General features: G+C 32.8%; 10 protein-coding genes. 5 read left to right on the top strand and 5 right to left on the bottom strand.

Going from position 1 to position 19,228, the window contains the following annotated elements; all coding sequences use genetic code 11:
- Positions 1-68: 68 nt before the first annotated feature.
- The 5 genes from OO775_RS02500 to OO775_RS02480 all read right to left on the bottom strand — a co-directional run bounded on the left by OO775_RS02500 (position 69) and on the right by OO775_RS02480 (position 9,010).
- A complete protein-coding gene (locus OO775_RS02500) occupies positions 69-2,465 on the bottom strand; it encodes a TonB-dependent receptor (protein WP_264845432.1) in 2,397 nt (798 codons plus the stop codon).
- A gap of 347 nt (positions 2,466-2,812) precedes the next feature.
- The gene (locus OO775_RS02495) at positions 2,813-4,333 is read right to left on the bottom strand and encodes a potassium/proton antiporter (RefSeq protein ID WP_264845431.1); all 1,521 of its coding nucleotides are present in this window, start codon (positions 4,331-4,333) and stop codon (positions 2,813-2,815) included.
- A gap of 53 nt (positions 4,334-4,386) precedes the next feature.
- On the bottom strand, positions 4,387-5,718 hold the full coding sequence (locus tag OO775_RS02490) for a Na+/H+ antiporter NhaC family protein (protein ID WP_264845430.1): 1,332 nt from the start codon (positions 5,716-5,718) through the stop codon (positions 4,387-4,389).
- 87 nt (positions 5,719-5,805) lie between these two features.
- A complete protein-coding gene (locus tag OO775_RS02485; protein WP_264845429.1) occupies positions 5,806-6,855 on the bottom strand; it encodes an ABC transporter permease in 1,050 nt (349 codons plus the stop codon).
- 67 nt (positions 6,856-6,922) lie between these two features.
- Entirely contained in the window at positions 6,923-9,010 is a 2,088-nt protein-coding gene (locus OO775_RS02480; RefSeq protein WP_264845428.1) for a carboxy terminal-processing peptidase, read from the bottom strand.
- Between the two features lie 140 nt (positions 9,011-9,150).
- Between OO775_RS02480 and OO775_RS02475 the strand changes: the two genes are divergently transcribed.
- The 5 genes from OO775_RS02475 to aspS all read left to right on the top strand — a co-directional run bounded on the left by OO775_RS02475 (position 9,151) and on the right by aspS (position 18,814).
- Positions 9,151-10,071 carry an SPFH domain-containing protein gene (locus OO775_RS02475; protein WP_264845427.1) on the top strand — a complete coding sequence of 307 codons (921 nt, stop codon included), beginning with the start codon at positions 9,151-9,153 and terminating at the stop codon, positions 10,069-10,071.
- Positions 10,072-10,172: 101 nt separating this feature from the next.
- A complete protein-coding gene (locus OO775_RS02470; protein ID WP_264845426.1) occupies positions 10,173-13,196 on the top strand; it encodes an SbcC/MukB-like Walker B domain-containing protein in 3,024 nt (1,007 codons plus the stop codon).
- A gap of 120 nt (positions 13,197-13,316) precedes the next feature.
- On the top strand, positions 13,317-14,045 hold the full coding sequence (locus tag OO775_RS02465) for a lipocalin-like domain-containing protein (RefSeq protein ID WP_264845425.1): 729 nt from the start codon (positions 13,317-13,319) through the stop codon (positions 14,043-14,045).
- A gap of 596 nt (positions 14,046-14,641) precedes the next feature.
- Positions 14,642-17,023: a DUF2339 domain-containing protein gene (locus tag OO775_RS02460; protein ID WP_264845424.1), complete on the top strand. Its 2,382-nt coding sequence runs from the start codon at positions 14,642-14,644 to the stop codon at positions 17,021-17,023.
- 45 nt (positions 17,024-17,068) lie between these two features.
- Entirely contained in the window at positions 17,069-18,814 is a 1,746-nt protein-coding gene (gene aspS, locus OO775_RS02455) for an aspartate--tRNA ligase (RefSeq protein WP_264845423.1), read from the top strand.
- Positions 18,815-19,228 lie beyond the last annotated feature (414 nt).

Here is a 19,228-nt window from a genome sequence, read left to right as displayed (position 1 = left end):
GAAAAAAAATAAAAAATCGTAAAAGATTTTACTTTTACGATTTTTAAAACAAACAAATCTAAAAAAAATCAATTTAATTTATAAGTAATTCCCATAAAATATGTACGAGGACGTTGTGGGCCATATATATAATCGGCATCACGGCTTTTGCCAGAGTCGAAATCTTTTTGATAATTGTTAAATATATTTTGAACTCCCATAGACAATTCTATTTTTGAATTATTTTTCAAGTTGAAATTATAAGCACCTCGTATATTTTGTTCATAAAATGAAGGAGATTTTGTAATGACTTGAAAACCAGATTCTTCAACAACGTGTGGAACGTACATTTGTCCTGTGAAAATACCTGAATAAGAAAGACTTACATTAGAAATTGGAGTATATGTAAAATTAGTAAATCCGTAAATATTAGGCGTTTTCATTACATATTTAGATAGAACTTCGCGTTTGTCATTAGGGTCATCTTCATTTGTCCATAATGATTGTGGCTCGGAGTACTGAGATGATTGTATTGTAATGCCTGTCTGCCAAATAATTTTGTTGCCAAAAGCAAAGTTAACTTCTGCATTTATACCTAAAACGCCCAAATTGTCTGTGGCATTTTTTTTCAATTTTCGAATAATATTGTCTGAGGAAGAAATATTTTGTTTTTCATCAAAAAAAGCATCTTTAATCTGTGTATAAAACCCTTCTAAGATAATATTCGTTTGTGTATTGCCTTCTTTTTGTGTATAATTGACAGAGGCAGTAAAACTATCAGAATATTCAGGTTTTAAGTCTTTGTCCAATTCTACAAAAATGACATTTCCTTCCAAAACATCAGTATGTAAATCTTCGTCAAAAGCCTGTGGAGCTCGGTATCCTTGTGCATAAGTAGCTCGTAGTTTCCAGTTATCGCCCAAAGCATACATTGCAGTAAATCGAGGAACAAATTTAGAAAGTGTTTTATCTGCATTTTGAGCGATGGTTCGGTAGGTATAAGTTCCTTTTATATCAATATAATCGTAACGAGTTCCTGCAAGAAAGGTGAGAGCGTCAGTTGGTTTCCATTCCAATTGTGCATAATTCCCGTAAGTTTTCACATTTTGATTGATGCTTCTTCCGTGTCCATTGGCTTGATCATCAACTTTATCGTATTTATATTCTGTTCCCAGTGACAAATTCCATTGCGGATTGATAGCATAATTATATTGTACCCCTCCTACACCGACAAGTCCTTCAGATTTTCCATAAGAAGCTAATGCCCCAAAGAAGGTTTCTTTGTCTTCGTTTGAGAGAGAGTTAAATTGGTCTTGGTCAATGGATTTTCCTAAACCACCACCATAAAAACTATTTCGGTTTGTATGTTGTGCAGAAACGTAATAAGATAATTTGTGTGAAAAATCTGCTGAAAGATGTTCAAAAGATAAATCACCTCCAATTATTCTATGTTCAAGCTGTTCTGTAATGTCTGATTCGTGAGCAAGAAGGTCAAATTTGTTTCCACCTCGTCGAAATTCTTGTATAGAATTCAAATTGAATTTTATTTTATTTCTGTCTGAAATATTCCAGAAAGCATCTGCTCCAAAAGTTGTATTTTTGAGTTTGGTAATTTCTGAATATTCATCTTGATTAGCATCAAAAGGAGCTCTATTTCGTTGATATACAAAAATATTCATACCTTTATCTAATTTATCACTTACAACAGAGGCATTCGTAAATAATGTATTGTCGGGAGTTTCTCCTTTATATAAGGATAAATTATTTCCGATAGAAAACGTATTGTCTATGGGGTCTTTGGTCAAAATATTAACAGTACCACCTATGGCATTTCCTCCGTAAATTGCTGAACCACTACCTCTTACAACTTCAATGCGGTCAATCATATTTGCAGGTATCATTTCAAGTCCATATACACCTGCTAAGGACGAAAATACAGCTCTTCCGTTGATTAAGATTTGTGAATAAGTCCCTTGTAATCCGTTGATACGTAGTTGATTAAAGCCACAATTTTGACAATTGGTCTCCGTGCGAAGTCCTGGAGTAAATCGTAATCCTTCTGAGAGACTAAGTGATTGTGTCGTTTCGAAAACTTTTCCTGAAATCTTACTGACAACTATCGGCGCAATGAAGTGTGGAATTGACTGATTTGTCCCTGTAACAACCACTTGGTCAAGCCCAAGTATATCTTCTTTCATTGTATAATTGCGAATTTCGGTCTGATTAGCAATGAGGGTAACTTGGTCAGAAATAGTTTGTAAAGCCAACCCCGAAATGATTATTTGATAAGTTCCTTCGGGAAGATTGATTTCATAATTTCCTGATTTTGAGGAGCTGACTCCTGTTTTTCGATATTGATTTTGGATAATTACATTAACTCCTTGTATGGGGTTTCCATTTGATGTAATAGTTCCTTTCAAAATGGCATTTTGTGCAAAAAGATTGCCCATAAAAAGAATAAAAACGGTTGTAAAAAGTATTTTCATTTTTTGATAAATATTAGTTAGTAAAAAATTTAGGCAAATCTAAAAATAATTTTAGAAATACAAAAATATTTTTTAAACTTTCTTTTTTTTGATGAAAAAGTTGAAATATATTATAGTAAATGAGTGTTTTTTGAGTGTTTTTTTTGTAAAAAAAATATTTTTACAGAAATTAAAAAATATTTTTAAATGAATTTGAAAATAATTTCAGAGGATTTTTATACAAAAAAAGGAAAGTTAGTTCTTCGGAGGGTGATTTTTATACAAAAATGAAGTATTTATAATAAAAAAATGTTTGAAATAAAATTATTTTATTTCAAACATTTAATTTGTAAAAAGTAAATCTAAATTTATTCATTGGCAGGGATTGCTAAATCATCAGGGCGAATAATTTCCAAAGCATCATATACTTCACACATTCCTGCTATTGTATCAGAAATAACAATCAGAATATCATTGGGTTTTATTTTGGTAGAGCCATTCGGAGTTATGTATTTGTCAGCACGTTTTATCATAGCGATAATAGCATTTTTTGGAAAAGGAAGTTCAACAACCATTTTACTTATAGTTGTACTATCTTGTCCGATGGCAATCTCTCGCATTATTGTTCTGGGATATTCTGCCATAATGGCATCGGCTGGATTTTCAATGTTTTCGGTTGTTTCAAACTCGGCAACTCCAAACCATTTAGCAACAGGAGAGAGTGTTGTTCCTTGTATCAGAACCGATGTAACCGAAATGAAAAATACCAAGTTGAAAATAATATTTGCCTTGTCTATACCTGCTAAAAGTGGATAGGTAGCAAAAACGATAGGTACAGCACCACGAAGCCCAACCCACGAAATATAACTTCGGCGAGCAAAACTCATTTTAAAAGGTATCGTACTTAAAAAAACACTTAATGGGCGAGCAATCACCATTAAAAAAACTGAGATAAACAACCCAATTCCTATAAGAGGTATAATTTGGCTTGGAGTTACAAGAAGTCCTAAGGTTAAGAATAAAACAATTTGCATCAGCCATGCCAATCCGTCAAACATTTTTAGAACGCTTCCTTTGTGAATAAAATTTTGATTGCCTAGATACACAGCACAGACATATATGGCTAAAAATCCATTGCCTCCCAACATGTCAGTTGCTGAAAAAGTGATAAACATTAGCACGATTACAAGCACAGGATATAGTCCTTCAAAACTAAGGTGTATTTTGTTAATAATCCGATGGCTGATTTTTCCAAAAGCAAATCCAAAAGCACCTCCCAGTACGATTTGTTGAAGGAACATTAGTATAAGCCCACCCAAAGGTTGGTCAGGTATTTGTACCAAAGTTAAAAATGTGATTGTTAGAACATTAGCCATTGGGTCATTACTTCCACTTTCGAGCTCTAAGGTTGGGCGCAAATTGTCTTTTAAGTCTAAACTTTTGGAACGTAAAATAGAAAAAACTGCGGCAGCATCTGTTGAGGAAACAATAGAACCAAGTAACAAACTCTCAAAGAGCGAGAATTTGTATTCGAAAAAATTATTAGTGATATACCAAACGAATAATCCTAATGAAATTGCAGTTAAAAAAACGCCCAATGTTGAAAGAACTATTCCTTGTGATAGTACAGGCTTAATCGATTTCCAACGAGTTTCTAAACCTCCTGAAAAAAGAATGAAGTTCAACGATACAATACCAATAAATTGAGCTAATTTTGGATTGTCAAAATGTATTTTGAAGAAAAATCCCTCCGAGCCAGCCATTATCCCAACTCCTAAGAATAAAATAAGTGTTGGAACACCAAATTTGTATGAGGTTTTTCCAGCAATAATACTTAAAAATAGAAGTAATGAGCCTATGAGCAATATATTTTCGGAAGTAATATTCATTTGTTAAATAATTTGAGTGCGAAAATATATAAAAAAAAATAAATAGCAAAAACTTAGGACACAAAAAGTTCTTTTTTCTTTATTTTAGATGAAATAAAAGAAAAATAAAATATAGTTGTTACGAGCAAAATCCAAATATAGTAAGATTGTGCAACAATATCAAGGTATGTGATATCGGTTTGTATTAGTTTGAGAAGTAGTAACATTTGTGCTCCAAAAGGAGCAAATCCCTGTACGATACACGAGCTAATATCAAGTATAGAAGCTGTATAAGCAGGTGAAATACCAAATTTATTACTGATTTCTCGTGCTATGGGAGCTGATGTAATAATGGCAATTGTATTATTAGCAATCGCAAAATCAATAGTTCCAACTAAGAAAGCAATTCCTGTTTTGGCTCGTAGTTTAGAAGTCATAAACCGCGACATACTATCCATCAAAAATTGAATACCACCTTCTTTTTCAATCATATACGTAAGTCCCCCCATAAGCAAGAATACTAAGAAAATTTCATTCATTTGAGTAAAACCAGCATAAATATTTTGAGAAAACGAAAGTAAATTCATTGTATTTTCCCAAAAAGCAATAGCTCCCGAAGCTAAAATCCCTAAGAAAAGCGTAACAAAAACATTAGTTCCTGTCGATGCCAGTATAATGACTAACAAATAAGGTACAATTTTTATCCATTCGATAGAAATATTTTCTGCTGAGAATGAATTAGTTGATTGATGAAGAGATATTCCAATGAAAGTAAGTACTCCGATAGTTAGCAATGATGCAGGAAGTGCTATACGTACATTGATACGAAATTTATCTTTCATATGACAGCCTTGTGTTTGTGTGGCAGCGATAGTTGTGTCAGATATGAAAGAAAGATTGTCCCCAAACATAGCACCTCCCAAAAGTGATGCAGCAATAAGTGAGGCATTTATTTCAGGAAAAATAACAAAACCCGAAGCAACAGGAGCAAGAGCAGTGATTGTTCCAGTAGAAGTTCCTGACGAAAATGATAAGAAAGAAGCCAGAATAAATACGCCTGCGTATAGAAATTGTATGGACAGATATTTTTGTGCAATGTGAACAATTGCATTGACAGCTCCTATTTCTTTGGTCATTACTGCAAAAGCTCCTGCAAGCAAAGTAATCAAACACATCGTTAATATATTGTTATTTCCACAACCTTTTATAAAAACTTTGATATTATCACTAATGGAAATATTGTAGGAAAATAAAATAAAGGCTGCTATAATTCCACATAGAACGGCAATAGGAGCAGGTAGTGAATAGAAATCGTCTGTGATAAGTCCTGCACTCAGGAAAATACTAATAAATATGATAAGAGGAAGTAATGCTAATCCATTTCCAAAATTAATTTTACGCTTCATAACCTAGATTAAATTTTTTAAATTAAAGCGCAAAAGTAGTTTAATTTTTTGAAATAATCTAATAATTTAAATAAATTTACTGATAAATTAGTTTTTTACATCTAAAATATCACGTAGTTTATTTCCTAAAAGCATAAATGAAAGAACCAAAAGGAGAATAGCAATACCAGGAATAATTGCTAAAAAAGGCTTACCTAAGATAATATAATTATAATGATCTTTAATCATTCCTCCCCAACTTGGTGTTGGTGGTTGTGCGCCAATTCCTAGGAAACTAAGACCACTTTCTATAAGAATAGCCGAGGCAAAATTTGATGCTGAAATAATTATCAAAGGAGCGATAATATTGGGTAGAATATGTCGAATAATAATCCGAAAATTAGAAAAACCAAGTATGCGAGCAGCTTCTACATATTGTTGCTGCTTGATACTCAGTATTTGTCCACGAACAACTCGAGCTACTTCAACCCACATTGTAAGTCCCACGGCTACAAATACTTGCCAGTAACCTTTGCCTAAAGCCAATGATAAAGCAATTACTAATAAAAGAGTAGGAATAGACCAAACCACATTGATTACCCACAGGATACATTGGTCTATTTTACCTCCATAAAAACCTGCTAAAGCCCCCATAAAAATGCCTAAGAACAAAGAAATGATAACGGCAATAAAACCAATTACGAATGAAATACGAGCACCTATAAGCATACGGCTTAGCATATCGCGCCCATATTTGTCTGTTCCTAACCAAAATGTTCGTTTTTGAATGTATTTTTGGAGAATATTTGATGAATTTTCTTCTGGGAATTTGCCAAAAGATATGAATTGTTGCTCTCCACCGCTTCCGTTAGGCTGATAAATTGTGTAAATGATACCTTTTTCGTTTGTAGAATAGCTTTTCAGAGGAATTTCTGTATGCATCGTTTGACTTCCTATCCAATAATCTTGCCAATGAGGAATATGATTCGTAGGAAGACAAAGCATTTCGACTGAAAACAGAGGAGGCTTAGAATGTATAGATACGTGCATTGTATTAGCATTCCGAGAATTATCAGGTGCCAAAATATAAGCAAAAATAGATGCGATTCCGCATAAAATAATATAACTAAAACTAAAAATATTCCAAAAACTTCTCATTCAAAATAAAAAGCCAAAGATTTAAACTCTTTGGCAAAGGTATTAAAATTAAAAGTATGATACTAAATTATTTTAATAAATCGTTCAGTACATTGACAGCCTCATCTATATAAAGGTCTTTTTGTAAGGTTTCAAACCAACGATCGCGTCTTAGTTTTAGGTCTTCGTTTGTTTTAACCAATTCTTCTTCACTTGGTAAAGAAATAAAAACTAAGTTTGATTTGTAATCAAGTTCTGTTTTTAGTTGTTTGGAGTATTCCTCATCACTTTCTATTTGTTTTTTGTATTCAATATAGTTTAAAGGATAGGTTTTCTGTTGGCGTTGTTTTTCAATCCATTGTGCATTTTGGTCAATAATTTTGAATTTAGGATTATCGGCAATACGTTTTTTGCTATTTTCGATAGCTTTTGCAAAATTTGTATTGTTTGTCCATTGAGAATATTGAGCAGATTTTATTTTATCCCAAGGTAGTGGATTGTTCATATCTCGTTCGCCTACTTTAATATAGGCGTATTTGTCGGGGATAATTATATCACTTTCTACACCTTGGAGTTGTGTAGAACCTCCATTTATTCTATAAAATTTTTGCATTGTAAGCTTGAGTGCTCCCAAATCGAAAGAACTATTACGAACATATTTGTTCAAATCAAGCATTGTTTGTACGGTTCCTTTTCCAAACGTTTGCTTACTGCCAATAACAATAGCTCGTTGATAATCTTGCATGGCTGCTGCTAAAATTTCAGAAGCTGATGCCGAAAGTTCATTAACTAAAATAACAAGTGGTTTGTCCCAATGTATGTTTTTATCCTTATCTTTTAGAACTTCAATCGCTCCATTAGCTGCACGAACTTGTACAATAGGTCCTTCTTTGATGAAAAGTCCAGCTATATCAACTACTGTTTTAAGAGAACCGCCTCCGTTATTGCGAAGGTCGAGGATAATTCCATCAACATTTGATTTTTTAAGATTGGCTATTTCAAGAGCCATATCTGAGGCAGCATTTCTTTCTTTGTAATCATCAAAGTTAATATAAAATTTTGGTAAGTTGATAATTCCGTATGTGTGGTTCGCTTCTTTTATTAAAGCTGATTTGGCATAAGTTTCTTCTATTTCGACCACGTCACGAATTATAGACACTACTTCAATAGCCCCATCAACACGTTTAACAGTTAGACGAACTTCGGTACCTTTTGGTCCTTTAATTAACTTTACAGCGTCGTCTAAGCGCATACCTATTATATCAACAGGAGCTTTGTCTCCTTCGCCTACTTTGAGAATAAGGTCTCCAACTTCAAGAAGTTTTCCTTTCCAAACCGGACCTCCCATAATGATGTCAGAAATACGTATACCTTCTGTCTTTTTTTGAAGTTGAGCTCCGATGCCTTCAAATTTTCCTGACATATCACGATCAAAGCGTTCTTTTAAGTCAGGAGCCATATAACCCGAATGAGGATCTAATGCTTCTGCAAAAGTATTTAAGTAAATACCAAACCAATCATCACGAAGCAAGTCTTTGTAAGAAGTGAATATCTCATCAAAAGTTTTTTGAGTAAGCTCTTCGGCTTCTTTTTTCAGTTCATTGTCAGGCTTAGATTTATAATTGGGGTCTTTTTCCTTTTTGTTTTGTTCTTCTTTTAGTTTGGTTTCATAATTAGCTAAGGTAGAAAATTTAGCAATTTTACGCCAACGTTCTTTTAAGGCATTTTTATCCTTAGCATAAGCAAGATTTTCATAATCAACATCAATAGATTCTATTTTGGAAAAATCAAAAGATTTTTTGAAAATAGTTTTGTTAGTAGATTCAACTTCTTGCATTCGTTGCAAAAGTCGATTATAAGTCAGGTCGAAGAAGGAGACATCTAATTTCTTCAAGTCATCATCAAGTTGAGTTTCATATTTCTTGAACTCATTATAATCTGATTGTAAGAAATAACGTTTTTGTCCATCTAATTGATTTAAATACTCTTTGAAAACTTTTTTAGAATACTCGTCATTAAGTTCTTTTGGTTCATAATGTCCGTTAGTTACTATGTACAAGAAAGTTTCCAAAAGAAGCTTGTCTTTGTTAGGATTTTCAAATTTTTTATTAGTAAAACTGCATGAAGCAAACAATATAAAAAAAAGCAAAGGAAGTAAAAGAATATTTTTTCTCATCAGTAAATTATGTTTTTTAAAAGAAAATTTCATTGTGCAAAGATAGGTGTTTTTTTTTAAAACGAAGTTTTCATTAAAATATTTTTTTCATTCAAAAAAAAAATGTAATTTTACCCTCATAATTTTAAAAATCAATTTTTATGTTAGATCCAGTTACTATTGTATTTATTGTGATAGGAGCTTTTCTTCTATTCTCATTATTTTTTACAGTGAAACAGCAAACAGCAGTTTCTATTGAACGTTTTGGCAAGTTTCAAAGCATACGTCATTCGGGCTTGCAACTAAAAATACCTATTATTGACAAAGTGGCAGCTCGTATCAGTCTGAAAATTCAGCAATTAGATGTTATTGTTGAGACTAAAACACTTGATGATGTGTTTGTCAAAATTAAAGTTTCGGTACAATACGTAGTTATCAAAGATAAAGTGTATGATGCTATTTATCGATTAGAATATCCACACGACCAGATAACAAGTTACGTATTTGATGTTGTACGTGCCGAAGTTCCTAAAATGCGTTTGGATGATGTTTTTGTTAAAAAAGATGATATCGCGATAGCTGTAAAACGCGAAGTACAAGAAGCAATGGAAACTTATGGATATGATATTATCAAAACACTTGTTACTGATATTGACCCCGATTCGCAAGTGAAGTCGGCGATGAATCGTATCAATGCTGCCGAAAGAGAGAAAGTTGCTGCTCAATACGAGGGAGATGCTCAACGTATTTTGATAGTTGAGAAAGCGAAAGCAGAAGCCGAAAGTAAGCGACTACAAGGACAAGGTATTGCAGACCAACGGCGTGAAATTGCTCGCGGACTTGTAGAAAGTGTTGATGTACTTAATAAAGTTGGTATTAGCTCACAAGAAGCCTCTGCATTGATTGTAGTTACTCAGCATTATGATACGTTACAATCTATCGGGCAAGATAATAATAGTAATCTAATTTTACTTCCTAATTCTCCACAAGTAGGTACTGAAATGCTTAATAATATGATAACTTCATTTGCTGCTTCAAATCAAATTGCAGAAATGGTTAAGAAAAACAACGAGAAAGAATAACTAAGTTTTAAATATCAATAATTTCTAAAAAAACTTTGTCAAGGTATTACTTTGGCAAAGTTCTTTTGTATAGTTTAGATAAGTAATAGTTTTACAGGTTTATGAAAATTTTAAAAATTTCATTTAAGAATATACATTCTTTGGAAGGCAAACATACAATTGATTTTGAAGATAAACGTTTCACTCAAACGAATCTATTTGCCATAACCGGAGCCACAGGAAGTGGAAAAAGCACAATTTTAGATGTTATTTCGCTGGCTCTATATAATCAAATGCCTCGAATGTTTAAAATAAGTCCGAATGAAATTCAAAAAAATGGTGCAATCATAACTCACGGAAAAACAGATGCATATGCAAGAGTCATGTATCATTGTCCCAAAGGAGTTTTTATATCAGAATGGTCAATTCGTATTAAACGAACAGGTACGATTGATAATATACAAATGCAACTTTATGATATTCACGGGACTCCACTAGGTCAAAATAGGCAAGATATTCCTAAAGCCAATGCCGAAAATATAGGGCTCTCATACGAACAATTTATCAAATCCGTTATGTTAGCACAGGGTGATTTTGCTCTTTTTTTAAAGGTAAGCAAAAAAGAAAGAAGTGCTCTTTTGGAACAAATAACTGGAACCGAAATCTATCGAATATTAGGAAAAATGGCTTTTGAGAAAAACAAAGAATCCAAAATTCGTTTGAAATCTCTGGAAGATTCAAAACTATTATTTCAACAAAAAATACTTCCGAAGGAGTTGTATCTGTCTAAAAAACAAGAACTTATACATAATGATACTGCTCTTATAGAACTACAAAAAGAATTATCAATACTTGAAAATCAACGTGCTGTAAAAGAAAAGTTAACTAAAATTCTTCAAAAAATAGCTGATATTGAGGTAGAAATAAATCAAAAAATAGAAAAATTAAATATTTTTCAACAAAAAAAAGGGGAGAGATTAGAATTACACAAGAAAACTGAATCATTTTCAGAAGATTTACTACAATGGAAGAATATTACAGAACTTTTAGAACAAAATAATAACAAATTATTGCAAAAAAAATCAGAAAAAGATGATTTTTTTGTGAAGAAAACAAATTTTTTAATTGAAGTGCAAAGTTTTATTCAAAAAAAGTGTAACGAAACTCAATTAAGTGAAGAAATGGAAGCTTTCAGACAAGAAATTCTTACTCTACAAGCTCAAAAATCAGAAAAACAACTCGATTTTCGCAATCAAACTTTACTACTTTCGTCTTTACTTAAACCTTTGTATATTGAGATTGATGGGAAAACAAATTTCACAGAATTGAAACGTTCTTTAGTTGAAAAAATTGAAATATATCACAATGAAAAAACGACGTTCAAAACACAATTATATGGATATAATCTACAAGAAATTGAACAAGAGATAACTCTTTTACAAGAGCAAATCAAATCAATACAAAAAGCAGAAAAAATAGCAGTTGATATTTTACAGAAACATCAATTTGTTATAGAAAAACAGCAAAAAATAGCACAATTGGAAGCTGATATTTTTTCTTTTCCAACAGAAATAAACACGCTCAAAATCCAACAAGAAGCTCAAAGTAAAGCTTTAAAATATCTCCGTATTGAAAAGGAAAATGCAGATTTGAAAAAATCGCTAGAAGCACATCGCTCACAACTAATAGAAGGTAAGCCTTGTCCTTTGTGTGGTTCGGTACACCATCCTTGGAGTAATATGCCTGATAATGAAAAAGATACACTATCTGAACAGATTTTTAATCAAGAAAAAGAATTAGAAAACCTGCAAAAAAAATTAGTGGTCAAAGAAAGTGAATTGTCAATAACAAATACTACAATTAAAACATTAAATTCGGAAATATTTATACTTAATGAAGAAATTTTAGAAAAAGAGAAAAAATTTTCAAACGATTATTTGACTTATCAATTAACGGATAATTGGGAAAAATTACAAAGTGCAAATGAAGAAAAAATACAATTATTAAAAAAATATGAGCAGTTAGATACACAATTTAAATCGTTGCAAAATAGTTTACCTATTGTTAATAATATTTTGAAAATCATACAAATAGGAATTGAAATAGGAGCGAAGTTAGAAAAAAAGATTGGAAAATACAATGTAAATGAAAAAATAAGCACGTATCAATCTTTTTGGAATAATTTACAAGCTAAAATAAGTATAAATCGGCAGCAAATAAAAGACTTGGAAGTCAATCAAGCCATATATAAAAATCAGAAAAAACAACTTGATGATGAGCTAAATAGTAAAGTGTTTGTTCAAAATTTTGCATCAATAACTGAGGCTCTTTCTGCACGTCTTCCTTTTGAAGAAGCTAATCAGTTAATGAAAGAAAAACAAGAGTTAGAAGGCGCTATTAAAACTTTACAAACACAAAAGGAAATACTTGATACTGATTTTCAAGAAGTTAAAAATCAGGATATTGTAGAATCAATGGAGAATTTAGTGCAAAATATAGAACAAAAATATATAAAAAATAAAGAAATCAACAAAAATATTGAAGAAATAAGGTTTATTTTACGAAATAATGACCAAAATCAGCAAGAAATAGATGAATTAGAGCAAAAAATAAAGCAAGAAATTGAAAAAAATCGTTCTTGGCGTTTGTTAGATATGTTAATTGGTGATGCTACAGGAGCAAAATTCAATCAGTTTGCACAAGATTTAACACTTCAACAGTTAATTCAACTTGCAAATCGAAGACTAGTACGGCTTTCCCCTCGATATATTCTTTCACAACCTTTTGAAAATGAAGATGATAGCTTAGTGATTATTGATAAAGATATGGGGCAAAAACGACGTTCAGTCAAAACTTTGTCGGGTGGAGAAACTTTTATATTAAGTCTTTCTTTGGCTCTTGCTTTGTCTGATTTAGCTTCTAATAATGTGAAAATCAGTAGTTTATTTATAGACGAAGGTTTTGGAACACTTGACCCAGAAACCCTTGATCAAACCTTAGACACGTTGGAACGTTTGCAACAAGAAAGTGATAAAATGATAGGAGTTATCAGCCATGTAGAGGCGCTCAAAGAGCGTATTTCTACACAAATTCAGCTAAAACAGAAAGGTTCAGGATTTAGTACGTTGTCTATTATTCCTCACTGAATATCAATATGAAATTTTCAAAAACAGAGTGGTTTTTGAAAAATTTAATTATTTTAAATATTTTTTTGCAAGATAAATAAAAACATCTATCTTTGCCCCAGTTTTTAGACAAGTTTAACAATGAAAAAATTTTTAACGTTAGCTTTAATAGCTGGCATAGCATTGGTTTCGTGTAGTAAAAGTGATGGAGATACACAAGATGTCCAAAATGACATTAACCAACTTATAGGCGAATGGAAGTTACAATCTGAAACAGAAAATGGTAATAATTTACTTAATGATTGTAATAAACAGGATAGTTATGTTTTTAAATCAGATAAAACATACACAAGAATACATTATTCTGTTTATGGAACGGGGTGTAAAAAAGAGGAAGGATATGGAGTTTTTTCTATCAAAGGAAATCAACTCACATTTATCAATGGAAAGACAGGAACAGAGGAAACAGGGAATTTTTCTGTTAAAGAAAATATTCTAACCCTTTCAAATGGTGGATATATAGTTGTATATGATAAAGTTCAAAATCCTCTAATCGGAATATGGGATATTCAAACTAAAACGATAAATGGCTCTATTCAAGCCCTTTCGGATTGCAAAAAGAAAGAAACATTGGTTTTTACTGAAAAAACTATTAACCGAATTGAATCAGAAATGCAAAATGGAGTTTGTACATCTTTGGGTGATGATATTGCTACATACGTCATTTCAGACAATAAACTTATCGAAACGGATGAAGGAGAAAGTGAGGAGTTTACCTTTTATCTAAATCATAATATACTTACGATGACCTTAGTGGAGCAAGATAATAATGTAACAATTACTACAATTACCACATACCAAAAAAGATAATAAAAATAATAAATTTTCAAAGTAATTCCTTAGTAGAGAACCACTCTGCTGAGGATTTTTTGTTTGATATTCTTAAATTCCATTAAAGATGCGATTTTGTGAGATAATTATTTTTGAACTTATCTTGACTTTTTGAAAACAAATAAAGTATTTATATTTTTATGATACAAAATATTAAAATAAACCCTTGTAATAATAATATACGGCAAAAAATAAATTAAAATTAGACCCTTCGAGTTGTGTTTTGACGGACGTCAAACTCCTACAAAAAAAGTAAAGAGGGGGAATATCCAGCACGGAAAAGAGTAAAGACCACAAATAGCTTATATCTATCTAAATCGACAAGGTGTAATACGACGGTATTCTATATGAAAGGATAGTTTTCATTTGATTTAAAATCACTTTGATACAAATGTAAGTAGCTGGGTTGGTTTTAATTATCTCATTTTTATAGTTTTGGGTTTGAGAAAATTTAAGAATAATAAAAAAATCAAGATGAATTCATTTTTAAGTCTATTGATTTTATTTCAAAAAAATTCATTTTTTCAGTAATTTTAGATGTATTTTTTTTATCTTTGCCAAACTATAAATTATCTATGAAAAAAAATATCTCAAAAATAGACGAATTACTCCATAGAATTGAGGCTCTTTCTGAAAAGCAACGATTGCTTAATGAAGAGTTACAACATATTTCAGAAGATGTTAAGCAATTAGCAAACTTGCAAAAAGGAGCAGTTCTAGAAGCTAATTCACTACGGACTACCGAAAATTCGGCAGAAGGAATTTCATTGACTTCACCAGAAATAATTGATAAAGCAAAAAATGTCGTTTTGGTTGAAAATGAACAATTTACAGAAGAACCGCACCTTGTTTCATCAATCAATGATTTCCGTAATCAAACAGATGATACGTCTTCCAAACTCGCTACTCCAAAGCAAAAATCAGATTTAGAAAAAATCATTGGAGAGAGTTGGATAAACAAAATCGGGATTTTGATTTTGATTATCGGGGTTTTCTATGGGATTACGTATTCCATTGAAAATAACTTGATTAGCCCTTCAATGCGAATTGTTTTAGGATATGTAACCAGTGGCGGATTGTTGTTTTTAGGCTATCGTTTACGGGCTAAATATGAAGGATATAGCTCGGTTTTGGTCAGTGGAGCTATGGCAATTGCCTATTTCATTACCTTTTTCGCTTATGACCTTTATGGATTGATTCCATTTTTCTTAGCCTTTCTATTGATGGTCTTTTTTACAGCATATACTGTTTTCGCAGCGTTTTCGTATAATAGGTCGGTGATTGCGGTTATTGGACTTGTGGGAGCGTATGCAATTCCGTTTTTGTTGTCATCAGGTGTGGGAAATATTTTGGCTTTACTGATTTATATAGGACTAATCAACGGAGGAATTCTTTGGGTTTCAATCAAAAAAGATTGGAAATCACCTTTTTATATGGCCTTTGGATTTACGTGGCTCATTTTATTATTTTTAGTGTTTGAATATAAAACACAAACTTGGGTGTTAATAACGATGGCTACATTGTTTTTCAAACAATTTTATGCCGTTGCTATTATCAATCGTATTTTCCAAAACAAAAAAGTTCTTTTTGAAGAAACGGGATTCCTGTTTTTGAATTCATTTTTATACTTTGGTGCAGGAGCTATCATACTAATGGAGAACAATGATAATCTATTGAGTACCTTTACTTTATGGAATGCTGTTGTGCATTTTGGGGTAAATTATCTTATAAAAATTCGTCATCAAGCTAATACAATAATATATGCCGTAACCTTAGGTTTGTCGATTATGTTTGTAGCCATTGCCATTCCGATAGAGTTTGAAGGAAAATGGATTCCGTTGTTGTGGGCAGTACAAGCTGCTGTGCTTTTTTGGATTGGAAGAACGAAAAACATTTCTTTTTTTGATTATTTTTCGGTTATGTTGAGTATTTTGTCTTTCATAACGCTGTTTATTGACAATAATCATATCGAAAAACCTTTTTTGAATATCTATTTTTGGGCAAAACTCGCTGTTGCAGGAACATATCTTGCAATTTTGTACTTTTCAGTGAAATATATTACCGAAAAAACTGAAAAACAATGGAATTTAACGCTTCAATATATCTTTTCTGTCCTTTTGATTATCGTTACTTATCTTACTTTCTATAAAGAAATTGCGTTAATATTTTATCATTGGTTTGAAAATTCGGTTATTAAAGTTACTTCCGAAGACATACAAAATGAGGTCTATAATCCAGTTGTTAATTTGTTTAAAACCATCGTTTTAATTATGTATTCAGTGTTATTTGTGGTGATGATGGCTGTGGTAAATATATTCAAAGTGAAAAACAAAATATTGGGAATCAGTAACTTGGTTTTGTTTGGGTGGGCATTCCTATTTTCGCTTACAGCAGGGTTGGTAGTTTTGGGCGAACTTCGAGATGAGTACATAACTCCCAGTCATATAGACTATTTTCCTCCTTCGTGGGGATATGTGGGTATTCGTTATATCTTTTTTGCAATGATTGCCTTAGCAATTTTGATGCTTTGGAAATATATCAAACAAGATTTTATGATGCCTATCTACCGCAGAATCAAAGAAGTAATATTACTGACTACCTATGGAATTGTGCTAATTTTTCTCAGTAATGAACTGATTACGTGGTTAGCATTACAAGGAAATCAGTCGGTTTTCAAATTAGGATTGAGCATACTTTGGGGGCTTTACTCATTGGCACTCATTTGCATCGGAATTTTCAAACATCAAAAGCACTTGCGTATAGCCTCAATTGTGTTGTTTGGCGTTACACTCGTGAAACTATTCTTCTATGATATTTCGCATCTGAATACGATTTCAAAGATTATTGTATTCATCAGTTTAGGCGTATTGTTATTGCTGATTTCATTCTTGTATAACAAATTTAAGGACAAAATTTCAGCAGAAAACCAATTAGAAGAGAAAAAACCGTCAGAATAGTACAGATTACATATAAATATTTATTTTTGCAAAAAAAAGTAAACTATGTTTAGAACACATACTTGTGGCGAGCTTCGCCTTTCAGACGTAAATAAAGAAATTACCCTCAGCGGGTGGGTGCAACGTTCTCGTAACAAAGGATTTATGGTTTGGGTCGATATCCGTGATAGATACGGAATCACACAATTGATTTTTGACGAAGAACGTACTCAGAAGAGTGTTTTTGAAAAAGCGCAGACCCTTTCGCGGGAAGATGTTATCCAAATAAAAGGAAAAGTCATCGAGCGAGAATCCAAAAATAACAACATCCCAACGGGAGAAGTGGAAATCTTGGTATTGGAATTGGTTATCCTAAACAAATCGGAGTTACCTCCATTCACCATAGAAGACAATACTGACGGTGGCGAGGACATCCGTATGAAGTACAGATACTTAGACATTCGTCGTACTCCTGTCCGCAACAATCTGATTTTCCGTCACCAAGTAGCAATGCAGGTTCGTAATTACCTTTCTGGCGAAGGCTTTATAGAAGTTGAGACCCCCGTACTGATAAAATCAACCCCCGAAGGAGCCAGAGACTTCGTAGTACCATCGCGTATGAATGAGGGCGAATTTTATGCACTGCCACAATCTCCCCAAACCTTCAAGCAACTTTTAATGGTTGGTGGGCTTGACAAGTATTTCCAAATCGTAAAATGTTTTCGTGATGAGGATTTACGTGCTGACCGTCAGCCTGAATTTACGCAAATCGACTGCGAAATGGCATTCGTAGAGCAAGAAGATATTATTCGGACGTTCGAAGGACTTACGAAGCACCTTCTGAAAGAAACAAAGGGCGTTCATATTGATACGTTTCCTCGTATGACGTACGCCGAAGCGATGAAGACATATGGTAATGACAAGCCCGACATTCGTTTTGGTATGAAGTTCGGTGAGCTGAATGACATCGCTCAGCATCGTGATTTCAAGGTGTTTAATGATGCTGAACTGGTCGTAGGAATTGCTGTACCTGGAGCAAACACCTATACACGCAAGGAAATAGATGCTCTTATTGAGTGGGTCAAACGTCCGCAGGTAGGAGCAAGCGGAATGGTGTATGTTAAATGCAATGAAGACGGGTCGTTCAAATCTTCTGTGGATAAATTTTACACCGAAGAAGACCTTAAAAAATGGGCAGAACGCACCGAATCAGCCCCTGGCGACCTGATTTGCATTCTTTCAGGCAAAGCTACTAAGGTACGCGGACAGCTTTCGGCATTGCGTATGGAACTCGCCGAACGGTTGGGGTTACGTAATCCGAATGAATTCGCACCGCTATGGGTAGTTGATTTCCCCTTATTGGAATGGGACGAAGAGTCGCAACGTTACCGCGCGATGCACCATCCGTTTACATCGCCAAAACCTGAGGATATTCCCTTGTTAAAAACTAATCCAGCCCAAGTACGAGCCAATGCTTACGACTTAGTACTTAATGGGAACGAAATTGGAGGGGGTTCTATCCGTATTTTTGACAAAGAGCTTCAAGCTACAATGTTTGGCTTGTTAGGATTTACTCCCGAGCAGGCAGAAGCACAGTTTGGCTTCCTGATGAACGCCTTTAAGTACGGAGCTCCTCCTCACGGCGGATTGGCATTTGGTTTTGACCGCTTGGTAGCTATATTAGGCGGACAGGAAACAATTCGTGATTTCATCGCCTTCCCTAAGAATAACAGTGGCCGAGATGTTATGATAGATGCTCCATCACCTATTGACAGTACCCAATTAGATGAATTACATATAAAATTTAAATAAAAGTTGGTATTTTCTTGAAATTACAAAAATACTAAAAAAAACAGGATGAATAATTTGTATAATTCATTAAAAATCAGTAATACTTTAGTGCTATTCATTTGACAACGCAATGTGTGTTTTTTAAATAATTATAAAAATTTAATTATATATTATTATAATAAGGAATAACTCCATATGGTTTGGAAATTTTTCCAATCAAATGGAGTTTTTTGTTTTTCAGTAAAAAATGTAGGTGTAAAATATCCTTTTCCCTAAATTGTAGAAGCAAAGTCAGCGAAAACTTGGAACTGAATATGTAAGCTTTGCGTCTTAACAAGAACTAAGAAACAAAATCGTAGGGAACAACAAAAAGCAACCAATGATTTTGCCTCAATGATTATTATGAGTTAAAAGATAATCTTATGATAGGGGATT

The organism is Capnocytophaga catalasegens (assembly GCF_026005215.1).
GTDB lineage: Bacteria > Bacteroidota > Bacteroidia > Flavobacteriales > Flavobacteriaceae > Capnocytophaga > Capnocytophaga catalasegens.
Note: the sequence above shows the minus strand (reverse complement) of the source record. Positions and strands in the feature narration are given on the sequence as shown.